The organism is Hymenobacter sp. YIM 151858-1, from assembly GCF_025979705.1.
Classification (GTDB): Bacteria; Bacteroidota; Bacteroidia; order Cytophagales; family Hymenobacteraceae; genus Solirubrum.
In genome coordinates this window covers 1,234,060-1,252,148 of record NZ_CP110136.1, presented here as the reverse complement: position 1 = coordinate 1,252,148, position 18,089 = coordinate 1,234,060, and the positions used below count along the sequence as shown (strand labels likewise).

At 59.5% G+C, this 18,089-nt stretch carries 15 protein-coding genes and 1 pseudogene; 12 read left to right on the top strand and 4 right to left on the bottom strand.

Annotated features, from left to right (window positions below; genetic code table 11):
• Positions 1–84: 84 nt before the first annotated feature.
• The 5 genes from pnp to bshB1 all read left to right on the top strand — a co-directional run bounded on the left by pnp (position 85) and on the right by bshB1 (position 6,754).
• The gene (gene pnp / locus OIS50_RS05580; RefSeq protein ID WP_264693337.1) at positions 85–2,337 is read left to right on the top strand and encodes a polyribonucleotide nucleotidyltransferase; all 2,253 of its coding nucleotides are present in this window, start codon (positions 85–87) and stop codon (positions 2,335–2,337) included.
• Between the two features lie 139 nt (positions 2,338–2,476).
• Positions 2,477–3,340: a sigma-70 family RNA polymerase sigma factor gene (locus OIS50_RS05575; protein ID WP_059071387.1), complete on the top strand. Its 864-nt coding sequence runs from the start codon at positions 2,477–2,479 to the stop codon at positions 3,338–3,340.
• 403 nt (positions 3,341–3,743) lie between these two features.
• Positions 3,744–4,697 carry a thioredoxin-disulfide reductase gene (trxB, locus tag OIS50_RS05570; protein ID WP_264694333.1) on the top strand — a complete coding sequence of 318 codons (954 nt, stop codon included), beginning with the start codon at positions 3,744–3,746 and terminating at the stop codon, positions 4,695–4,697.
• Between the two features lie 140 nt (positions 4,698–4,837).
• Positions 4,838–5,950: a M23 family metallopeptidase gene (locus tag OIS50_RS05565; RefSeq protein WP_264693336.1), complete on the top strand. Its 1,113-nt coding sequence runs from the start codon at positions 4,838–4,840 to the stop codon at positions 5,948–5,950.
• Positions 5,951–6,034: 84 nt separating this feature from the next.
• Positions 6,035–6,754 (top strand): bacillithiol biosynthesis deacetylase BshB1, encoded by a 720-nt coding sequence (bshB1, locus tag OIS50_RS05560; RefSeq protein ID WP_264693335.1) that lies wholly within the window; start codon positions 6,035–6,037, stop codon positions 6,752–6,754.
• Positions 6,755–6,837: 83 nt separating this feature from the next.
• Here the strand turns inward: bshB1 and OIS50_RS05555 are convergent, their stop codons facing one another.
• Together OIS50_RS05555 and accC are read right to left on the bottom strand one after the other, a co-directional pair.
• Positions 6,838–7,440, bottom strand: a complete 603-nt coding sequence (locus OIS50_RS05555) for a hypothetical protein (RefSeq protein WP_264693334.1) — start codon at positions 7,438–7,440, stop codon at positions 6,838–6,840.
• Between the two features lie 212 nt (positions 7,441–7,652).
• Complete coding sequence (accC, locus tag OIS50_RS05550; RefSeq protein WP_264693333.1) at positions 7,653–9,167, bottom strand: acetyl-CoA carboxylase biotin carboxylase subunit; 1,515 nt, start codon at positions 9,165–9,167, stop codon at positions 7,653–7,655.
• A gap of 107 nt (positions 9,168–9,274) precedes the next feature.
• Here accC and OIS50_RS05545 point away from each other — a divergent pair, with 107 nt between their 5' ends.
• From OIS50_RS05545 to OIS50_RS20510, 3 genes and pseudogenes are all read left to right on the top strand, one after another.
• Positions 9,275–9,619 (top strand): GIY-YIG nuclease family protein, encoded by a 345-nt coding sequence (locus OIS50_RS05545; RefSeq protein WP_264693332.1) that lies wholly within the window; start codon positions 9,275–9,277, stop codon positions 9,617–9,619.
• A gap of 211 nt (positions 9,620–9,830) precedes the next feature.
• Complete coding sequence (locus tag OIS50_RS05540; RefSeq protein ID WP_119446320.1) at positions 9,831–11,069, top strand: aminotransferase class I/II-fold pyridoxal phosphate-dependent enzyme; 1,239 nt, start codon at positions 9,831–9,833, stop codon at positions 11,067–11,069.
• 247 nt (positions 11,070–11,316) lie between these two features.
• A pseudogene (locus OIS50_RS20510) lies at positions 11,317–11,490 on the top strand (histone H1); the annotation flags it as partial.
• 316 nt (positions 11,491–11,806) lie between these two features.
• On the opposite strand, the gene tyrS reads toward OIS50_RS20510, so the two are convergent.
• Positions 11,807–13,108, bottom strand: a complete 1,302-nt coding sequence (gene tyrS / locus OIS50_RS05530; protein ID WP_264693331.1) for a tyrosine--tRNA ligase — start codon at positions 13,106–13,108, stop codon at positions 11,807–11,809.
• A 146-nt stretch (positions 13,109–13,254) separates the two neighbouring features.
• Positions 13,255–14,805, bottom strand: a complete 1,551-nt coding sequence (locus tag OIS50_RS05525) for a glycosyltransferase family 39 protein (RefSeq protein WP_264693330.1) — start codon at positions 14,803–14,805, stop codon at positions 13,255–13,257.
• 183 nt (positions 14,806–14,988) lie between these two features.
• On the opposite strand from OIS50_RS05525, the gene holA reads away from it, so the two are divergent.
• From holA to OIS50_RS05505, 4 genes are all read left to right on the top strand, one after another.
• Positions 14,989–16,044, top strand: coding sequence for a DNA polymerase III subunit delta (gene holA / locus OIS50_RS05520; protein ID WP_264693329.1), 1,056 nt, complete (start codon positions 14,989–14,991; stop codon positions 16,042–16,044).
• 23 nt (positions 16,045–16,067) lie between these two features.
• On the top strand, positions 16,068–16,952 hold the full coding sequence (locus OIS50_RS05515; RefSeq protein WP_264693328.1) for an alpha/beta hydrolase family protein: 885 nt from the start codon (positions 16,068–16,070) through the stop codon (positions 16,950–16,952).
• Positions 16,953–17,070: 118 nt separating this feature from the next.
• On the top strand, positions 17,071–17,532 hold the full coding sequence (parS, locus tag OIS50_RS05510) for a type II RES/Xre toxin-antitoxin system antitoxin (RefSeq protein ID WP_078063122.1): 462 nt from the start codon (positions 17,071–17,073) through the stop codon (positions 17,530–17,532).
• A 17-nt stretch (positions 17,533–17,549) separates the two neighbouring features.
• Entirely contained in the window at positions 17,550–18,008 is a 459-nt protein-coding gene (locus OIS50_RS05505) for an RES family NAD+ phosphorylase (RefSeq protein WP_264693327.1), read from the top strand.
• Positions 18,009–18,089: the final 81 nt, after the last annotated feature.

Sequence of the window (18,089 nt, the reverse complement as noted above, 5' to 3'; positions counted from 1 at the left end):
CAACAGAGCCGGAATTCCCATACCTGAATGCAGGTGTGGTTTCGCTGCCCCAAGCTGTCCATCATCAAAAGCTACCCTGAAGGAATGTCTCCTTACAACGCGGTTACCAAAAACATCACCCTGCCGGACGGTCGGCAGATTTCCATCGAAACAGGTAAACTGGCCAAGTTTGCCGACGGTGCAGTAGTAGTTCGCCTCGGCGACGCCATGCTGCTGGCCACGGTGGTTTCGCAGCCCTCGCAGCGCGAAGGCGTCGACTTCCTGCCGCTATCGGTGGATTACCAGGAGAAATTCGGCGGTGCCGGCAAGATCCCCGGTTCGTTCCAGCGCCGCGAAGGCCGCCTGTCGGATTACGAAGTGCTGGTATCGCGCCTCGTTGACCGCATCCTGCGCCCGATGTTCCCCAAGGACTATCACTACGAGGTGCAGGTGATGATTTCGCTGATTTCGGCCGACAAAGACGTTCAGCCTGACGCGCTGGCCGCGCTGGCTGCCTCGGCTGCGCTGTCGGTTTCGGACATTCCTTTTGCCGGCCCCATCTCGGAGGTTCGCGTAGCCCGCATCGACGGCCAGCTGCAGATCAACCCCAAGACTTCGGACATCGAGCGTGCCGACATCGACCTCATTGTGGGGGCTACCATCGATTCGGTGGCCATGGTGGAAGGCGAGATGAACGAAGTGAGCGAGGAAGAAATGGTTGAGGCCATTGCTTTCGCCCACGAAGCCATCAAAGAACAGATTCGGGTGCAGCAGGAGCTGGGCGCCGCCGTGGAGAAATCCCACGTGAAGCGCGAGTACCCCAAGTACGACGAAAACGAGGAGCTGAAGCAGCGCGTGTACGACGCGGTGTACCAGCAGGCCTACGAGGTTGCCAAATCGGGCAACACCAGCAAGGCCGGCCGCAAGGAGTCGTTCTCAGCCATTAAGAAGCCGCTGCTGGAGCAGCTGCTGGCCGAAAACCCCGAGCTGGACCTGAAGATGTTCGGCCGCTACTACGGCTCGGCCGAGAAGAAGGCCATCCGCGACATGATGATCAAGGAGCGCACGCGCCTCGATGGTCGTCAGCTGACGGAGATTCGCCCGATCTGGAGTGAGGTAAATTACCTGCCCGGTGCGCACGGCTCAGCCCTGTTCACGCGCGGCGAAACCCAGTCGCTCACTTCGGTGGCCCTAGGTACCAAGCTCGACGAGCAGATTGTGGACTCGGCCATGGTGTCGGGCTACAACAAGTTTATGCTGCACTACAACTTCCCGGCCTTCTCGACCGGCGAGGTGAAGCCCAACCGCGGCCCCGGCCGCCGCGAGGTTGGCCACGGCAACCTGGCCATGCGCTCGATCAAGAAGGTGTTGCCTTCGGAGGAGGAGAACCCCTACACGATCCGCGTAGTATCGGACATCCTGGAGTCGAACGGCTCTTCATCGATGGCTACGGTTTGCGCTTCGTCGATGGCCCTGATGGACGCCGGTATTAAGCTGAAGGCTGCCGTATCGGGTATTGCCATGGGTCTCGTACAGGACAAAGAAACCGGCGAGTACGCTGTACTGTCGGACATCCTGGGCGACGAAGACCACCTCGGCGACATGGACTTCAAAGTGACCGGCACGGAGAAGGGCATCGTGGCTTGCCAGATGGACATCAAAATCCAGGGCTTGTCGAACGAAATCCTGACCAAGGCGCTGCACCAAGCCCGCGAAGGCCGCCTGCACATCCTGGGCGAAATGGCTAAGACCATCAGCGCTCCGGCCGAAGACATGAAGCCGCATACGCCCCGCTCGACCAAAATTCTGGTTGACAAGGAGTACATCGGCGCCATCATCGGCCCGGGTGGCAAAGTGGTGCAGCAGATCCAGAAGGATACCAACGCCACCATCACCATTGAGGAGAAGGACGAGAAGGGCCACGTGTACATCTACACCTCGAATGCCAACGACATGGCCGCTGCGGTAAGCCGCATCCGCGGCATTGCCGCTACGCCCGAGGTTGGCGAAACGTACGACGGCACGGTGCGCTCGATTCAGGCTTACGGCGCCTTTGTGGAATTCATGCCCGGGAAAGACGGCTTGCTCCACATTTCGGAAGTAAGCTACGACCGCCTGCCCTCGCTCGACGGCGTGCTGCAGGTGGGCCAGGAAGTGAAAGTGCAGCTGGTGGAGGTTGACAAGAAGACGGGCAAGTTCCGTTTGTCGATGAAGAGCCTGCTACCGAAGCCCGAAGGCTACGTAGAACCCAGCGAACGGCCGGAGCGCTCGGAGCGCCCCGATCGTGGACCGCGCCCCGACCGGGGGCCGCGTCCGGAGCGTGGTGAGCGGTCGGAGCGTCCTCAGGGCAACCGTTAATACCACAAACTGCGTCAGTATCTTACGCAGACGAACTTTCGGTCGGATGGGCGCGTTAGCCCCATCTGACCGCAGTTCCGTCGGTTAACCCTTTAGTAACCAACCTGCACCTTTTTACCCACTTCCGCGCCCGTCCCCAATGAGACAGTTAAAAATCAGCAAGCAGATTACCAACCGCGAAAGCCAGTCGCTGGACAAGTACCTCCAGGAGATTGGTAAGGTAGATCTGCTGACTCCCGACGAGGAGGTTACGCTGGCACAGCGCATCAAGGAAGGCGACCAGCAGGCGCTGGAAAAGCTCACCAAGGCCAACCTCCGTTTCGTGGTATCGGTGGCCAAGCAATACCAGAACCAGGGCCTCTCGCTGGGCGACCTGATCAACGAAGGCAACCTCGGCCTGATTAAGGCTGCCAAGCGCTTCGACGAAACCCGCGGTTTTAAATTCATTTCGTACGCTGTTTGGTGGATTCGCCAGTCGATTCTGCAGGCACTGGCCGAACAGTCGCGTATCGTGCGTTTGCCCCTCAACCGCGTTGGCTCGCTAAACAAAATCAGCAAGTCGTTCTCGGAACTGGAGCAGAAGTTCGAGCGTGAGCCTTCGCCCGAAGAAATTGCCGAAGTACTGGAGCTGACTACCTCCGAGGTGGTCGACACGCTCAAGATTTCGGGTCGTCACGTGTCGGTAGATGCTCCGTTCGTGCAGGGCGAGGAAAACCGCCTGCTCGACGTGCTGGAGAACGAGGACGAGGAAACGCCCGACAGCGGCCTGATGACGGACTCGCTGCGCAAGGAAGTGCAGCGCGCCCTGAGCACGCTCACCAAGCGCGAAGCCGATGTTATTACGCTGTATTTTGGCCTGAACGGTGAACACTCGCTAACCCTCGAGGAAATCGGCGAGAAGTTTAACCTCACCCGCGAGCGGGTGCGTCAGATCAAAGAAAAAGCTATTCGCCGCCTGCGTCACACCTCGCGTTCGAAAGCCCTGAAGCCTTACCTGGGCTAAGCCTTAGGTGCACAGCAACCTTTTGAAAACCCCGGCCCTGCGGTCGGGGTTTTTGTTTTGGGCGCGGTCTTAGGTCGGATGGGGCACAGTGGAGCCAAGGGCAAACCGTTGGATGGCTGCGTAGGCCACGTACGGCGCGTAGGCACCCTGCGAGCCCTAGGTGCCCTGCGGTCGGCAGCACGGCCACCCCGGCACTTTGGTTTAGCGAATGGCACTACTTAGCGGGCACAAAGCGAGGCGCGAAACTGTTGGGTATGCGGGCAACGACCGAACTGTGGTGCGGACGCCCGGCCTGCCTTGGTTGCCCGCTACCACGCCCGACCTGGGCTCCCGATGAGTGCGACGAGCTTCTGTCGGCATATAACACTACTTTTGCCTCCTGATACAATTGGAACCACTCGAAATGAGCGAGGATAATACCCAAATTGAGCACGTTAAGCTGTTGATTATTGGCTCGGGCCCGGCTGGCTACACAGCGGCCATTTACGCGGCCCGCGCCAACCTGAGCCCCGTGATGTACCAAGGGCTGCAGCCTGGTGGTCAGCTAACGATTACCAACGACGTGGAGAACTTCCCAGGCTACCCCGATGGGGTGATGGGCCCACAGATGATGGAAGACCTCAAGAAGCAGGCGGAGCGTTTCGGCACCGATATTCGTTACGGCATTGCCACCGCCGTTGACTTTTCGGGCCACCCACACCGCGTTACCATCGACGAGAAGCACAACCTCACGGCCGATGCTGTCATTATTGCCACGGGGGCTTCGGCTAAGTGGTTGGGGCTGGAGTCGGAAGCGCGCCTGAACGGCTCGGGCGTATCGGCCTGCGCCGTGTGCGACGGGTTCTTCTACCGCGGCAAGGACGTGGCCATTGTAGGCGCCGGCGACACCGCTGCCGAAGAAGCCACCTACCTCGCCAACCTGTGCAACAAGGTGTACATGCTGGTGCGGAAAGGGGAGATGCGCGCCTCGAAAATCATGCAGAAGCGCGTGCTGGAGAACCCCAAAATTGAGGTGCTTTTCAATACCGCCACCGACGAGATTTTGGGGCAGCACGCCGTTGAGGGCGTACGTGTAAAAAACGTGCTGACTCACGAAACCCGCGAGTTGCCAATTGAGGGCTTCTTCGTGGCCATTGGCCACGAGCCCAACTCCTCCATTTTCCGCGAATACCTGCACCACGACGAGCAGGGCTACCTGAAAACCATCCCCGGCACAAGCAAAACCAACGTCGACGGCGTGTTTGCCTGCGGCGACGTGCAGGACTTTGTTTATCGCCAGGCGGTAACGGCGGCCGGCACCGGCTGCATGGCTGCCCTCGATGCCGAGCGGTACCTCGCTGCCTTGGGCGTACACTAAAATTGTATTTCGGCCGTTTGTTCGGGCCGCCTTGCCTGCCGGCAGGGCGGCCCTTTTGTTGAGGCTTGTGTACCTTTGCAAACCCTTAGGGCTGCGCCGCCAGGCGTGGCCCCTGGGGCTCCACCCAGTTCACTTTACACTTGTCAAACACGTTCAAACTCTGGTTGCTTGCACTGCTGGCCATGCTGCTGTGCCTGGCACCCGATACGAGCATGGCCCAGCGCCGTCGCTCCGCAAAGCCCAAAGCCAAAGCGGGTACGCCAAAGGATTTCTTCCGCGTAAAGGCTCCTAAAATCCGCTATGTACGCCCCGACACCACGGTGCTGATCGAAACAGAGGAGCTACCCGACGATAACTCCGAGGCCGCCAAATCCATATTCCGGCCGGCCAAGCCGCTGAGCATCGTTAGCGAAGATACCAGCACCCTGAACCTAGGGCAGCAAAGCATCGTGGAGGTGTCGGAGGAGGTGCTGATTGATTCGTCGTGGATCAAGGTGGCCGGCTATTATTCCATCTGGGATACGCGCTCCATCAACCCGTACCGCCGCGACCCCAGCCGCCTGCGCGATACGCTTACCCTGCGCCTTACCGACGAGCCCCGCCAGCGCTACGCCCGCATGCCGCTCAATACCACGCCGCTCACGTCGGATTTCGGCTGGCGCGGCTACCGCTGGCACTACGGCGTCGACCTGGACCTGGACACCGGCGACTCGGTGAAAGCGGCTTTCGACGGCGTAGTGCGCGTGGCCAACTACGACGGCGGCGGCTACGGCTACTACCTGGTGGTGCGCCACTACAACGGCCTCGAAACCCTCTACGGCCACCTGAGCAAGCAATTGGTGAAGCCCGGCACCTTCGTAAAAGCCGGCCAGCTGATTGCCAAAGGCGGCAACACCGGCCGTAGCACCGGCTCGCACCTGCACTACGAGGTGCGCTACGAGGGCAACCCCATCGACCCGGAGCAGGTGTACGACTTTCCGGATTACCAGCTGCGCGAAGACAACTTGCGTATTACGGCGGCGCTGTTCAACTACGCCGGCCAGGCGGCCCGCATGAAAGCCGCCGCCCGTGCCCGGGCCGCCCAGCACCAGCCCACCGCCGCGCGCCGCACCGTGTCGCACCGCATCCGCTCCGGCGATACGCTTTCCGAAATTGCCGACAAATACGGCGTGTCGCAGGCCCAGATCCGGAAGCTGAACGGCATTACCGGCAAAACCACCTTGCGCCCCGGCCGTACGCTGCGGATTAAGTAAGATAGTTGTCCGTTGTTGGTTGCAGGTCGTCAGTTCGTGCTGATGTCTGCTTCCGGCAACGGACAACTCGTAACTGACAACTACATGAAACTGGATATACTGGTACTCTCGGCGCATCCCGACGACGCCGAGCTGGGCTGCTCGGGCACGCTGCTGGCCGCCATTGCACAGGGCAAAAAGGTGGGCATTGTTGATCTGACGCGCGGCGAGCTGGGCTCGCGTGGTACGCCCGCAATCCGGGCGCAGGAGGCCGCGGCTGCCGCCCGGGTGCTGGGCCTGCACGCCCGCGAAAACCTAGGGCTGCCCGATGGCTTTTTCCGCAACGAGCGGGAGCACCAGCTGCCCATCATCGCGGCCGTGCGCCGCTACCAGCCCGATATCGTGCTGCTCAACGCCGTGCACGACCGGCACCCCGACCACGGTCGCGGCTCGCAACTCGAGTCGGATGCTTGCTTCCTGGCTGGCCTGAAGATGATCGAAACCCTAGGTGAAGATGGCCAGCCGCAGCAGGCATGGCGGCCCAAGCAGGTGTACCACTACATCCAGGACCGTTACATCAAGCCCGATTTCGTGGTCGACATCACGCCGCACTGGGATCAGAAACGCGAAGCAATTGCCGCCTTCGCCTCGCAGTTCAACGTAGGCAACGACGGCCAGCCGCACACCTATATTTCCTCACCCGAGTTCTGGCACTTCCTCGAAGCCCGCGCCCGCGAAATGGGGCACATCATCGGGGTAGAGTTTGGGGAAGGATTTACCGCCGAGCGCGCCCTAGGTGTGCGGGATTTAGGTAATCTGTCGTGAGGCTGCATCCTGTGCTTATCAGGTGAGTTAAACAGTAGAAAGAGCGAGCTGCTTGTGCCTTGTTGCTCGGCTACTCTCACCACTTACTTGCTACCGTTTGGGCTGGTTTGCTTTCCCATGTCCGCTTCTAAGTGGGCTAAAACCTCGCTGGAAACTTCTTGGACGCATGTGCGAATGGTGTTGATACCGCGCACCGCACTTGCATGGAGTGGCTTGACATTACCGTTGAAGTAGCTCTCGGCCGGAATTTCATGGATTGGAATCTTCCCCGTGCTCGGAAACAGGAGGACGAAATCCGTCACTTTGTACCTATAACGGCCCTCGCGCAATGAAATGGTGGCCGTGTAGCGTAGTGTGCTGAGGTTGGTTTCCCCGGGCATATCCTCCCGCTCGTAGGCAAAAGTGCAAAATCCCGTCGTTTGCACTATCGTACTGTCTAGCCCAGAGGTAATTACCGGCGGCTGGCCGGATGGCGTTACATGCTGAGCCCATGCGCGGGCGCGGAGAACCAATTCTGCTTGGCTGGTACCAGCAATCGGCACCACAGCTGTGTAGGCAAATCTATGCTTCTTGCCATAACTAGGCCCGGTTGGCTTGTTTTGTCCCTGGGAGGCGTAGGGTAAGCTGCTAAGCATAATAAAGAGAAGCCATGACAAGCCTTTGGACGCCGCAGCACAATGATTCATTTGTAGGGGTGTGGGTAGAGTGGTATTGGATGTGCTTAGTATCCCCGAGCAGAGACTAAAATCTATCAGGTAAATAGACTGAATGGTGCAGTCCAGAAATTCTTATAAGGTTAAGCCTTATTGACGAAGGTTACCAAGTGGCTTCGGAATAAAACAGCAAACGCCCAGCTGAAAGCAGCTGGGCGTTTGCTGTTTTGGCCTTTCTACAAGGCCTACCGAGCCAGCCGGTTCTTCTTCCAGTTCGACACCTGAACCGTTGTGCCTGTGGTTACTGCAGAGCTGTTTGCCGCAGCAGCGCCTTTCTGCTCCATGAGCAGCTTGGCGGCCAGCACGGCGGCTAGCTTGGCCAGTTCCTCGGTGGGCTGCTGTTGCAGTACGCTTGGCTGGAAGTGGTCTTTGATGAAGTTCGTGTCGAAGTCGCCGGAAACGAAGGCGGGGTGGGTGAGCACGTACTTGCCAAAACCTAGGGTGGTTTCGATGCCGGTAATCTGGTACTCCTCGATGGCGCGCAGCATCCGCTCGATGGCCTCCTGGCGGTCTTTGCCGTAGGTTACGAGCTTGGCAATCATCGGGTCGTAGTAAATCGGGATGTCCATGCCCTGCTCGAAGCCATCATCCACGCGCACGCCGGGGCCTTGGGGGCGCACGTAGGTTTGCAAGCTGCCTATGTCGGGCAGGAAGTTGTTCTGGGGGTCTTCGGCGTACACGCGCAGCTCGAGGGCGTGGCCGGTAATCCCTAGGTCATCCTGGCCGAAGGAGAGGGGCAGGCCCTGGGCCACCTTGATTTGCTCTTTCACCAGATCAAGCCCCGTGATGCACTCCGTTACGGGGTGCTCCACCTGCAGGCGGGTGTTCATCTCGAGGAAGTAGAAGTTGCGCTGGTCGTCGAGCAGGAATTCCACGGTGCCGGCGCCGGTGTAGTTGCAGGCGCGGGCCACATCCACGGCACAGCGGCCCATTTCGGCGCGCAGCTCGGGCGTAAGCACCGACGAGGGCGCTTCCTCAATCACCTTCTGGTGGCGGCGCTGAATGGAGCATTCGCGCTCGAACAGGTGCACGATGTTGCCGTGCTCGTCGCCCAGCACCTGAATTTCGATGTGGCGCGGGCCCGTTACGAACTTCTCGATAAACACCGAGCCGTCGCCGAAGGCCGAAGTGGCTTCCGAAACGGCCAGCTTCATCTGCTCTTCAAACTCGCCCTCGGCGTGTACCAGGCGCATGCCTTTGCCGCCGCCGCCGGCCGAGGCCTTGATCAGGATGGGGAAGCCTACGCTCGTAGCAATGCGCTTGGCTTCTTCCACGTCGGAAATGGCCTCGTCGGTGCCGGGTACCAGCGGAATGTTGTAGGCCTTCACGGCTTGCTTGGCCGAGAGCTTGTCGCCCATGATGTTCATGGCCTCGGGCGAAGGGCCCACGAACGTAATGCCGGCCGCTTTCACCATCTGCGCGAACTCGGCATTCTCCGATAGGAAGCCGTAGCCGGGGTGAATGGCATCGACACCTAGGGCCTTGCACACTTCAATGATTTTATCGCCGCGCAGGTAGCTGTCTTTCGAAGCGGGGGGGCCTACGCACACGGCCTCGTCGGCGTAGCGCACGTGCAGGGCGTTGCGGTCGGCTTCGGAGTAGATGGCCACGGTTTTCAGGCCCATTTCGCGGGCCGAGCGCAGCACGCGCAAGGCAATTTCGCCACGGTTGGCGACAAGCAGCTTGGTGATTTTCTTCATGCCAGAAGGGGCAAGGGGAGGGAGCAAGGTTGGAAGGCCGAAAGTAATAGGTAATACAGTAATGAGGTAGTGCCGACCGTCATGTCGAGCTTGTCGAGACATCTCGCGTGCTGACGTTAGATGGCAAATTGGCTGCGTTTAAAAATATCTACCGCATGAGCTTCTGTGTATACATTCTCACGAACCCTGCCCGCACAGTTCTCTACATCGGCGTAACCAATAACTTGGAACGCCGGCTCTACGAACACGGTGAAGGGTTAGGCGACGCCGGAAAGTTTACTGGTCGGTATCAATGTAACCAGTTAGTATACTTCGAAATCGTGCCCGATGCCACACAGGCCATCATGCGAGAAAAGCAGTTGAAAAAATGGAGCCGGTCAAAAAAGGATTGGTTAATCAATACCCTCAATCCTAGTTGGGCGCCTATCGATCCGCTTACCTGGAATGGCTAGATATTTACTATCCGGCGTCAGCATGCGAGATGTCTCGACAAGCTCGACATGACGGCCTGCGTTGCCTATTACTTCTATTCGCTATGCCGAATATCAGCTAAGCTAACTAGCGTTGGCTGAACGCGGTTTCGTAACTTGCGCCGCATTGGCCGTATTCCTACTTGGAATGGACCAGTCTTTTTTCGGTACCCTCACCCCAAAGCATCCCCGCGTGGACATTTTTGAGAGAATTGCCGCCAACCGCGGCCCGCTCGGCAGCCACTCACACTACGCGCACGGTTATTTCACCTTCCCGAAGCTGGAGGGCGAAATCAAGCCGCGCATGATTTTCCGAGGCAAAGAGGTTCTGACCTGGAGCCTGAATAACTACCTAGGCCTGGCCAACCACCCCGAGGTGCGTAAGGCCGATGCCGACGCTGCTGCCGAATTTGGCATGGCGCTGCCCATGGGTGCCCGCATTATGAGCGGCAACTCCAACTACCACGAGCAGCTGGAATCGGAGCTGGCCGACTTCATCAAGAAGGAAGACGTGCTGCTGCTGAACTTCGGCTACCAGGGCGTGGTGTCGATCATCGACGCGCTGGTATCGCGCCACGATGTGATTGTGTACGACGCCGAGTCGCACGCTTGCATCATCGACGGTGTGCGCCTGCACCAAGGCAAGCGCTTCGTGTTTCCGCACAACGACATGGCCGGCCTCGAGAAGCAGCTGGAGCGTGCTACCAAGCTGGTGCAGGAAACCGGCGGCGGCATTCTGGTAATTACCGAAGGTGCGTTTGGCATGTCGGGTAACCAGGGCAACCTGCGCGGCGTGGTGGCGCTGAAGGAGAAATTCAACTTCCGCTTGTTCGTTGATGACGCCCACGGCTTCGGCACAATGGGCGCTACGGGCGCCGGTACGGGCGAAGAACAAGGCGTGCAGGACGGCATCGACCTATATTTTTCGACGTTCGCGAAGTCCATGGCCAGCATCGGCGCCTTCGTAGGCGGCCCCGAGCCGGTAATTGAATATTTGCGCTACAACATGCGTAGCCAAATCTTCGCCAAATCGCTGCCCATGCCGCTTGTAGTAGGCGCCCTGAAGCGTTTGGAGCTGCTGCGCACCAAGCCCGAGCTGAAGGAAAACCTTTGGACGATTGTGCGGGCGCTGCAAAGCGGCTTGCGCGAAAAGGGCTTCAACATCGGTACCACCACCACGCCGGTTACGCCGGTGCTGCTGAACGGTGAAATCCCCGATGCAACGCAGCTAACCTTCGATCTGCGAGAGAATTACGGCATTTTCTGCTCAATCGTGGTGTACCCGGTAGTGCCGAAAGGCGTGATTATGCTGCGCCTCATCCCGACGGCCGTGCACACGCTCGACGACGTAAACCAGACCATTGCCGCGTTTGAAGCCATTGCTGCTAAACTCGACAAAGGCCTGTACTCGAAACAGCCTGCAACGGCCTAATCGCCGTTTTGGCCCAAACGCTCAGCCGCCCGTTGCTAACGCAGCGGGCGGCTTTGTTTTTTGTACTTATTAGAGAGGTTCGGGGGTTAGGGTAAAACCTGAAATGCAGATTTTGGGTAGCGAAATGTAGGCCTACGCGCTGCAATCGGCTTTGAAAAATTTTTTCGAAAATTAGCTTTGATTTGAAATGCCCGTATATTAGGCCCGGTCAAACTCTTGTTTCACACCACTAACCCCTCTTTTTCCCATGGCTAATAATTTTGGCAAACTGCGTGACCTCGTTATGTCGCTGGAAGCTGACTTCGAGAAGTTCTACGACAAGAACAACTCTGCTGCTGGCACGCGTGTGCGCAAAGGCATGCAGGAGCTGAAGAACATGGCTCAGGAAATCCGTTCGGAAGTTCAGAACATGAAGAACTCGGGCGGTGCCGAAGGCGCTTCCAACGCCGGCGGTGCAGCTAAGAAAGCTACCGGCGCTGCTGCCGGTGGTGCTGCCAAGAAGGCTGCTCCTGCCAAGAAGAAGTAATCACGGATTATTTCTGACATAGGAAGGTAAGGTTCGCTTTACCGGCCCTAGGTCAAACAAAAAGGCCCCGCCGTTCGGCGGGGCCTTTTTGTTTTTGGTTCTCGTTTGTCATCCAGAGGCGCGAGCCGTAGGACCTGCTCACGCCAGCGCGACCTAGTGAAAGCCGTTTATGACTTGATGAGGTCCTTCCTTCGTCAGGATGACAGATGGGTTAGCCGGTAACCTTCAGCAGGTAGTAGTTCTTCTTGCCTTTCTGCGCTACGATGTACTTGTTGAGCAGTAGGGTCACTTCAGAAGCTTGCTGTTCGATGGTAGCCTTTTCGCGGTTGAGGCTCACACCACCGCCTTGGATCATTTTGCGCGCTTCGCCCTTGGAGGGGAAAATGGTGCCACCAGTAGCTTCGCTGAGCAGGCCGATAACGCCCTGTTCCGACAGCGTGGTGCGCGGAACCTCCACGTGGGGCACGCCGGCAAACACGTCGAGCAGGGTGGCTTCGTCGAGGCTTGTCAGCTCGCCGCCGCCGAACAGCACTTGCGAGGCCGAAAGAGCGGCCTCGTAGGCTGCTTCGCCGTGTACCCGGATGGTTACGTCTTTGGCCAGGGTTTTTTGCAGAGTGCGTAGGTGCGGGGCCTGGGCGTGCTCGGCTTCGAGGGCTTCAATTTCTTCCTTGCTCAGCAGCGTGAACACGCGAATCAGGCGCGGCACGTCGGCATCGGCAGCGTTGAGGAAAAACTGGTAGAACTGGTACGGCGAGGTCATGGAGCCATCGAGCCACACGGTGCCGGTTTCGCTCTTGCCGTATTTGGTACCGTCGGCTTTGGTGATGAGCTGGCCGGTGAGGGCATAGGCTTTGCCCTCGCCGCCCGTCATGCGGCGGATAAGCTCGGTGCCGGTGGTAATGTTGCCCCACTGGTCCGAAGCACCCATCTGTAGCGTAGTACCTAGGGTTTTGTAGAGGTGGAAGAAGTCGTAGCCCTGCAGCAGCTGGTAGCTGAACTCGGTGTAGCTGATGCCCTCGGCGCCGGTGTCTTCGTTGCCGCCGATGCGGCGCTTTACCGAGTCCTTGGCCATCATGTAGTTCACGGTAAGGTGCTTGCCTACCTCGCGCAGGAACTGCAGAAAGCCGAACTCCTTAAACCAGTCGTAGTTGTTGACCACCACGGCGCCCGTGGGCGAATCGTTGAAGGCGATGAACTTCTCCAACTGCGCCCGGATGCCGGCCTGGTTGCGGCGCAAGGCTTCTTCATCGAGCAGGTTGCGCTCCGCGGATTTGCCCGATGGGTCGCCGATCATACCGGTGGCGCCGCCCACCAAGGCCACGGGGCGGTGGCCGGCGCGCTGCAGGTGTACCAGCAGCATAATGGTAGCCAGGTTGCCGATGTGCAGCGAAGGAGCGGTAGGGTCGAAGCCAATGTAGCCGGTTACGGGACCGTTGTTGAGCAGGTGCTCGTCGGTGCCGGGCATCATGTCGTGAAACATGCCGCGCCAGCGCAGTTCGTCGATCAGATTCATGTAGTTGTCAGTTGTCGGTTGTCAGTTGCCAAGGCAGGAGCGCCAGCACAAGCTGACAACTCGCAACCGACAACTGCCAACTGCTATTACGCGCAAAGGTAAGCGCGCAAGGCAGAGCCGCGCACCTCGGGTTTGCGCAAAAGCATTTACTCAAAGCCTTGCTGGGCTTCGGCGATACGCTTCTGCACGAACGGGCCTAGGTAGGTTTTGGGGTGCCGGAACAGCAGCACCTCGCTGCCGCGGATGCGGGCGTAGGGGCTTTGCACCCGGCCCACCACCGCCATGCTGCCAAACGCCTGCTTCAGGTCTTCGGGCCCGTCGCCTTCGTTGGCGTAAATGAATGCGCTGACGGTATCGGGCGCGGGCATCCAGTAGGAGTTGGAGCCGTTGAGCGTGTAGCAGCGCGGCAGACCTAGGGCCGGCCCGTACCAGTTAAGGGCCCCGGCCTGGCCGTAGTTGTCGCCGTACACAATTACGTGGGCACGCTCGGCCGGCGTCAGGCGGGCCAAGGCCTGCTGCACCAGCGGGGCGTACTCATCCCAGCCGTACATATCGGCTACGTCCTGCGGCAGGTGATGCTGCTTGCCGTCTTCCCACCGCATAAGGGCATCGAGCACCGATACGCGCTGCACGTAGCGGCTCAGGCCTTCGATGGAAAGCACCGGCAAAATGGCGGGTATAATGGGCAAGCTCAGCAGCAAACCAGCACCTAGGGTTCCGGCCAGCGCTGCCCGGCTTTTGCGCTCGAGGTACACGGCACCCAGGGCCATTAGAGGCGGGTATACGGCGGCAGCGTAGTAGTTTTTGCCCCGGCTGAGCAGCAGCAAGGCTATTACAAAAAAGTAAGCCAGCGCCAGGGGGCGGTAGGGCTTACCGGCGCGGGTAAAGCAACACCACAGCCCGGCCAGCCACAACCCGGCGCCGGTTAGCGTCATGGGCAATTGCTCGACCAGGAAGTTGAGGGGCGACACGTGGGTGAGCTGCGTTTCCTGCAGCTTGTTCATGTGGCCGAGCACGGGCCAGTTGTGCGTGGCCTGCCAAACGAGGTTGGGCAGAAAGATGAGCGCCGCCGCGCCCACTGCCAACCAAAACCACCGCGTAGCCAGCCACGGCCGCTCGGTGGGCGTGAGCAGCAGTGCCAGCAGGAGCGAGGCCACGTAAAACGCCGTGGTATACTTGGCCAGCATGCCCAGTCCAATGCATACACCTAGGGCAAGCAGCAGCCGGGGCTCGTGCGTGTGCACGAAGCGCACCACCAAAAAGCCATAGAGCGTCCAGAAGAACACATCCAGGAAGTTGGGCTGAAACAGCCCGTGCATAGCCAGGTATACCGGCGACACGGCCACCGCAACGGCCGCGGCTACCTGGGCCCAACGTCCGCCGCCGGCTTCGCGCACTATCAGGCCGGTAAGCAGCACCGTAAGGCTGCCGAACAGCGCCGGGAAGAACTTAGCCGCCCAAATGGTGTGCCCCAGTACCGCCTGCGCCAGCCACGAGAACGGCGCCAGCAGCGGCGGAATCTCCTTGTAGCCCCAAGCCAGGTGGTGGGCCATGTCGAGGTACAGGTACTCGTCGCGGTGCAGGCCGTAGCGGCCCGAATGCAGGAACTGCAGCAAAAACTTGCCCAGCGCCAGCCCGAGCAGCAGCGCATCGACGCGCACCCGCCGGCGCGCAATGGGGGGCAGAACAACCGACATAGGCCAAAGCGAATATGCTGCGAAAGGTACGCGCCTGGGTTACCTTTGCAAGTGATTACGAAGAGAGGATGATTGGATGAGTAGTTGGGTGAATGAAAGAGTTGGGTTTCCCTCGTCTCACGTTGTTCGCTCATCTACTCATCCAACCATCCTCTCATCTTTCCATCCACTCATCCCCAGCTTATGCCTCAGCTCTCCGCCGACCAAATCATGCAGCAGCTGCAGAAGCGGCAGTTTGCGCCGGTGTACTTTCTGCAAGGCGAAGAGCCGTATTACATCGATCTGGTATCCGACTTCATCGAGAAGAACGTGCTGAGCGAGGCCGACAAGGGTTTCAACCAGGTGGTGCTCTACGGCAAGGACACCGACATACCCACCGTGCTGGGGCAGGCGCGCCGCTTTCCGATGATGGCCGAGCGCACGGTGGTAATTGTGAAGGAAGCCCAGAACCTGCCCGGTCTCGAAGCCGACGCGGGCCAAACCATGCTGGAGGCGTACCTGAAAAACCCGCTGCCCAGCACCGTGCTGGTGCTGGCCCACAAGCACAAGTGCCTCGACGGCCGCAAGAAACTCGGCAAAATCATGGCCGAGCACGCCGTGCTGCTCACCTCCGATAAGCTGCGCGACTACCAGGTGCCGCAGTGGCTGCAGGCTACCATGAAGCAGCGCCAACGGCCCATCCACGACGAGGCCGTGCAGCTGCTGAGCGAGTACATCGGTGCCGACTTAGGGCGCTTGCTGGGCGAAATCCAGAAGATGGAGCTGAACCTGCAGCCCGGCCAGCCCATCGACGCGGCTACCGTGCAGCGCATGGTAGGCATCAGCAAGGACTACAACATCTTCGAGCTGCAGAAGGCCCTCATCATGCGCGATGTGCTGAAAGCCAACCGCATTGTGCAGCACTTTGCCCTCAACCCCAAGGATAATCCGCTTATTCCCAACCTCACGCTGCTGTTCAACTTCTTCCTGCGCCTGTTGCAGCTGCACACTCTGCCCAACCCCTCGCCAGCCGATTGGAAGAAGATTGGCGTGGCCAACAGCTACGCCCAGAAAGAGTACCAGCAGGCCCTGAAGGTGTTTCCGTACCAACGCACCCGCGACATTATTCGCCTGATTCGCCGCGCCGATTTGCAGAGCAAAGGCGTGGAGTCGGGCTCGATGTCGGAGGCGGATATTCTGCAGGAGTTGGTGTTTATGATACTGCACCCGCAGGTGCCCGTTGCGGCGGTGCTGGGGTAGGCCGATGTTGAAGCAATAACCCGATGAGTTACTCCGTAGGCTACCGCGCTCTTGAGGTAGCCGACCCCGAACTTGACCTAGGGTTTCCGGTGTTCGTCCTGTACCCAACCACCACTCCGGCCACTACCGAAACCTTTGGCTTCTACACGCTCGAGGTAGCTCGGGAGGCACCGGTAGCCGCTGGCACTTTTCCGCTGGTCCTTATTTCGCACGGCACGGGCAGCTCGCCGTGGGTGTACCGCACGTTGGCTTACTACCTGGCGCAGCACGGCTTTGTGGTGGGTCTGCCCGAGCACCCCTTCAACAACCGCGACAATAACAGCTGGGCCAACACGCCGCAGAACCTAGTGGCCCGGCCGCGGCACCTGCAGCTGGCTATTGATGCGTTGTTTGCCCATCCGGTCTTTACTGCCTCGCTGCAGGCAGATGGCGTTGGCATTATTGGCCATTCCCTAGGTGGCTACACGGCGCTGACACTGGCCGGAGGCACACCCGCAAGCTTGCCGCTCGATACGCCCGGCGGGCAAGCTCAGCCCTTGATGACCGTTACCGATGAGCGCGTGAAGGCCCTTGTGCTGCTGGCGCCCGCTACGCCGTGGCTCATGGGCGAGGAGGCTTTGCGCAACGTGCACGTGCCCATACTCATGTATTCGGCTGAGCAGGACGAGCACACGCCCATCGGGCATGCCTATATCGTGTTGCGCGGCGTACCCGACCCCGGCCGCGTTGAGCACCGCGTGGTGCCCAACGCCGGGCATTACTCGTTCCTTAGCCCTTTTCCGGCGGAGCGGGTTAGCCCGGCTTTCCCGCCCTCGCAAGATCCGCCCGGCTTCAACAGGGCCAGCTTCCACGAAGAGCTAAATGCGCAGGTACTGGCGTTCTTGCAAAACACGTTGCCACGCGGCTAAAAGCGCTAGCGGCAGGGCCAAGTAGGAGCAAGGGTTAGGTGTTTCGGAACCCAAAAGAAATTTTTCCGCGTTAGAAGGAAAAATTTCCATAAGTTTCGACGCAATTACAACCACACCTATGACAGCGGCAAGCACCAAACACAAAGACCTGGCGGCGCTACCCGTAGCGCTCCGCAAGAAATGGGCGGCTTGGGGCCGTACCGGGCAAGATGCCTTTGCCCTCGTACTGGAGGCGCGCAAGGGCGTGCCGGCCACCACCGCGTTCGAAGTAGCCGAGGCCTTTCAGCTGCAAGCCAACGAGCTGGAAGCCATTTACGAGCTGTCGACGAAAACCCTGCGCAACTACTCGCAGGAGAAAAAGCCGCTTAGCCCCGCCAGCAGCGAAAAAACCCTCAAGATCATTGCCCTCTACAACCTAGGCGTGGAGGTGTTCGGCGAAGCCGCGGCTTTTCTGCGCTGGCTCGACAAACCCGCCCACGGCCTCGACGGCGAAGTGCCCCTGAAACTGCTCGAAACCACCGGCGGCATCGACCTGGTAACCGAGGAGCTGCAGCGCATCGCCCACGGCGACTTATCGTAACCCCACACGCCCAAGCTGTGCTGCTCTACCGCATTTGCCTGGCCAAGTACGCCGATGGCTTATTTGCCTCGGGCTACCGTGCCCGCTGGAACTACAAAGACCAGTTTGTTATTTACGCCGCCAGCAGCCGCGCCTTGGCTTGCCTCGAAAACGTGGTGCACCGCAGCGGCGAAGGCCTCAACGACCAGTTTCGGGTGCTGGTGATTGACGTGCCCGACGATTTGCTGATCGAGGAAATCAAGCTGGAGCAGTTGCCCGTCGGCTGGGAAAAAGCCAGTCGCTATGCTGTGTGCCAGCCCTTAGGTAGCGCTTGGTACGAGGCCCGCCGCTCGGCCGTGTTGCGCGTACCCTCGTCGATTGTGCCGCAGGAGAGCAACTACCTGCTGCACAGCCGCCACCCCGATTTTCCGCGCATTCGCATCGTGGCTCGCGAGGAGTTTGCTTTCGATAGCCGCATCAAGGCAACCGAGCCGTAGCCCAAACTGCACCTGCTGAAAACACCTGCCCGGCGCCTAGGTGCCGGGCGGGTGTTTGGCTTTCTGCACCTAGGTAAATGG

Bases quoted from the DNA above. Each gene is read 5' to 3' on its own strand.
- trxB (WP_264694333.1), top strand. From the start codon at position 3,744: ATGAGCGAGGATAATACCCAAATTGAGCACGTTAAGCTGTTGATTATT.
- tyrS (WP_264693331.1), bottom strand. From the start codon at position 13,108: ATGAATCTGATCGACGAACTGCGCTGGCGCGGCATGTTTCACGACATG.
- holA (WP_264693329.1), top strand. From the start codon at position 14,989: ATGCCTCAGCTCTCCGCCGACCAAATCATGCAGCAGCTGCAGAAGCGG.
- OIS50_RS05525 (WP_264693330.1), bottom strand. From the start codon at position 14,805: ATGTCGGTTGTTCTGCCCCCCATTGCGCGCCGGCGGGTGCGCGTCGAT.
- OIS50_RS05555 (WP_264693334.1), bottom strand. From the start codon at position 7,440: ATGAATCATTGTGCTGCGGCGTCCAAAGGCTTGTCATGGCTTCTCTTT.
- bshB1 (WP_264693335.1), top strand. From the start codon at position 6,035: ATGAAACTGGATATACTGGTACTCTCGGCGCATCCCGACGACGCCGAG.
- pnp (WP_264693337.1), top strand. From the start codon at position 85: ATGTCTCCTTACAACGCGGTTACCAAAAACATCACCCTGCCGGACGGT.
- parS (WP_078063122.1), top strand. From the start codon at position 17,071: ATGACAGCGGCAAGCACCAAACACAAAGACCTGGCGGCGCTACCCGTA.
- OIS50_RS05515 (WP_264693328.1), top strand. From the start codon at position 16,068: ATGAGTTACTCCGTAGGCTACCGCGCTCTTGAGGTAGCCGACCCCGAA.
- OIS50_RS05575 (WP_059071387.1), top strand. From the start codon at position 2,477: ATGAGACAGTTAAAAATCAGCAAGCAGATTACCAACCGCGAAAGCCAG.
- accC (WP_264693333.1), bottom strand. From the start codon at position 9,167: ATGAAGAAAATCACCAAGCTGCTTGTCGCCAACCGTGGCGAAATTGCC.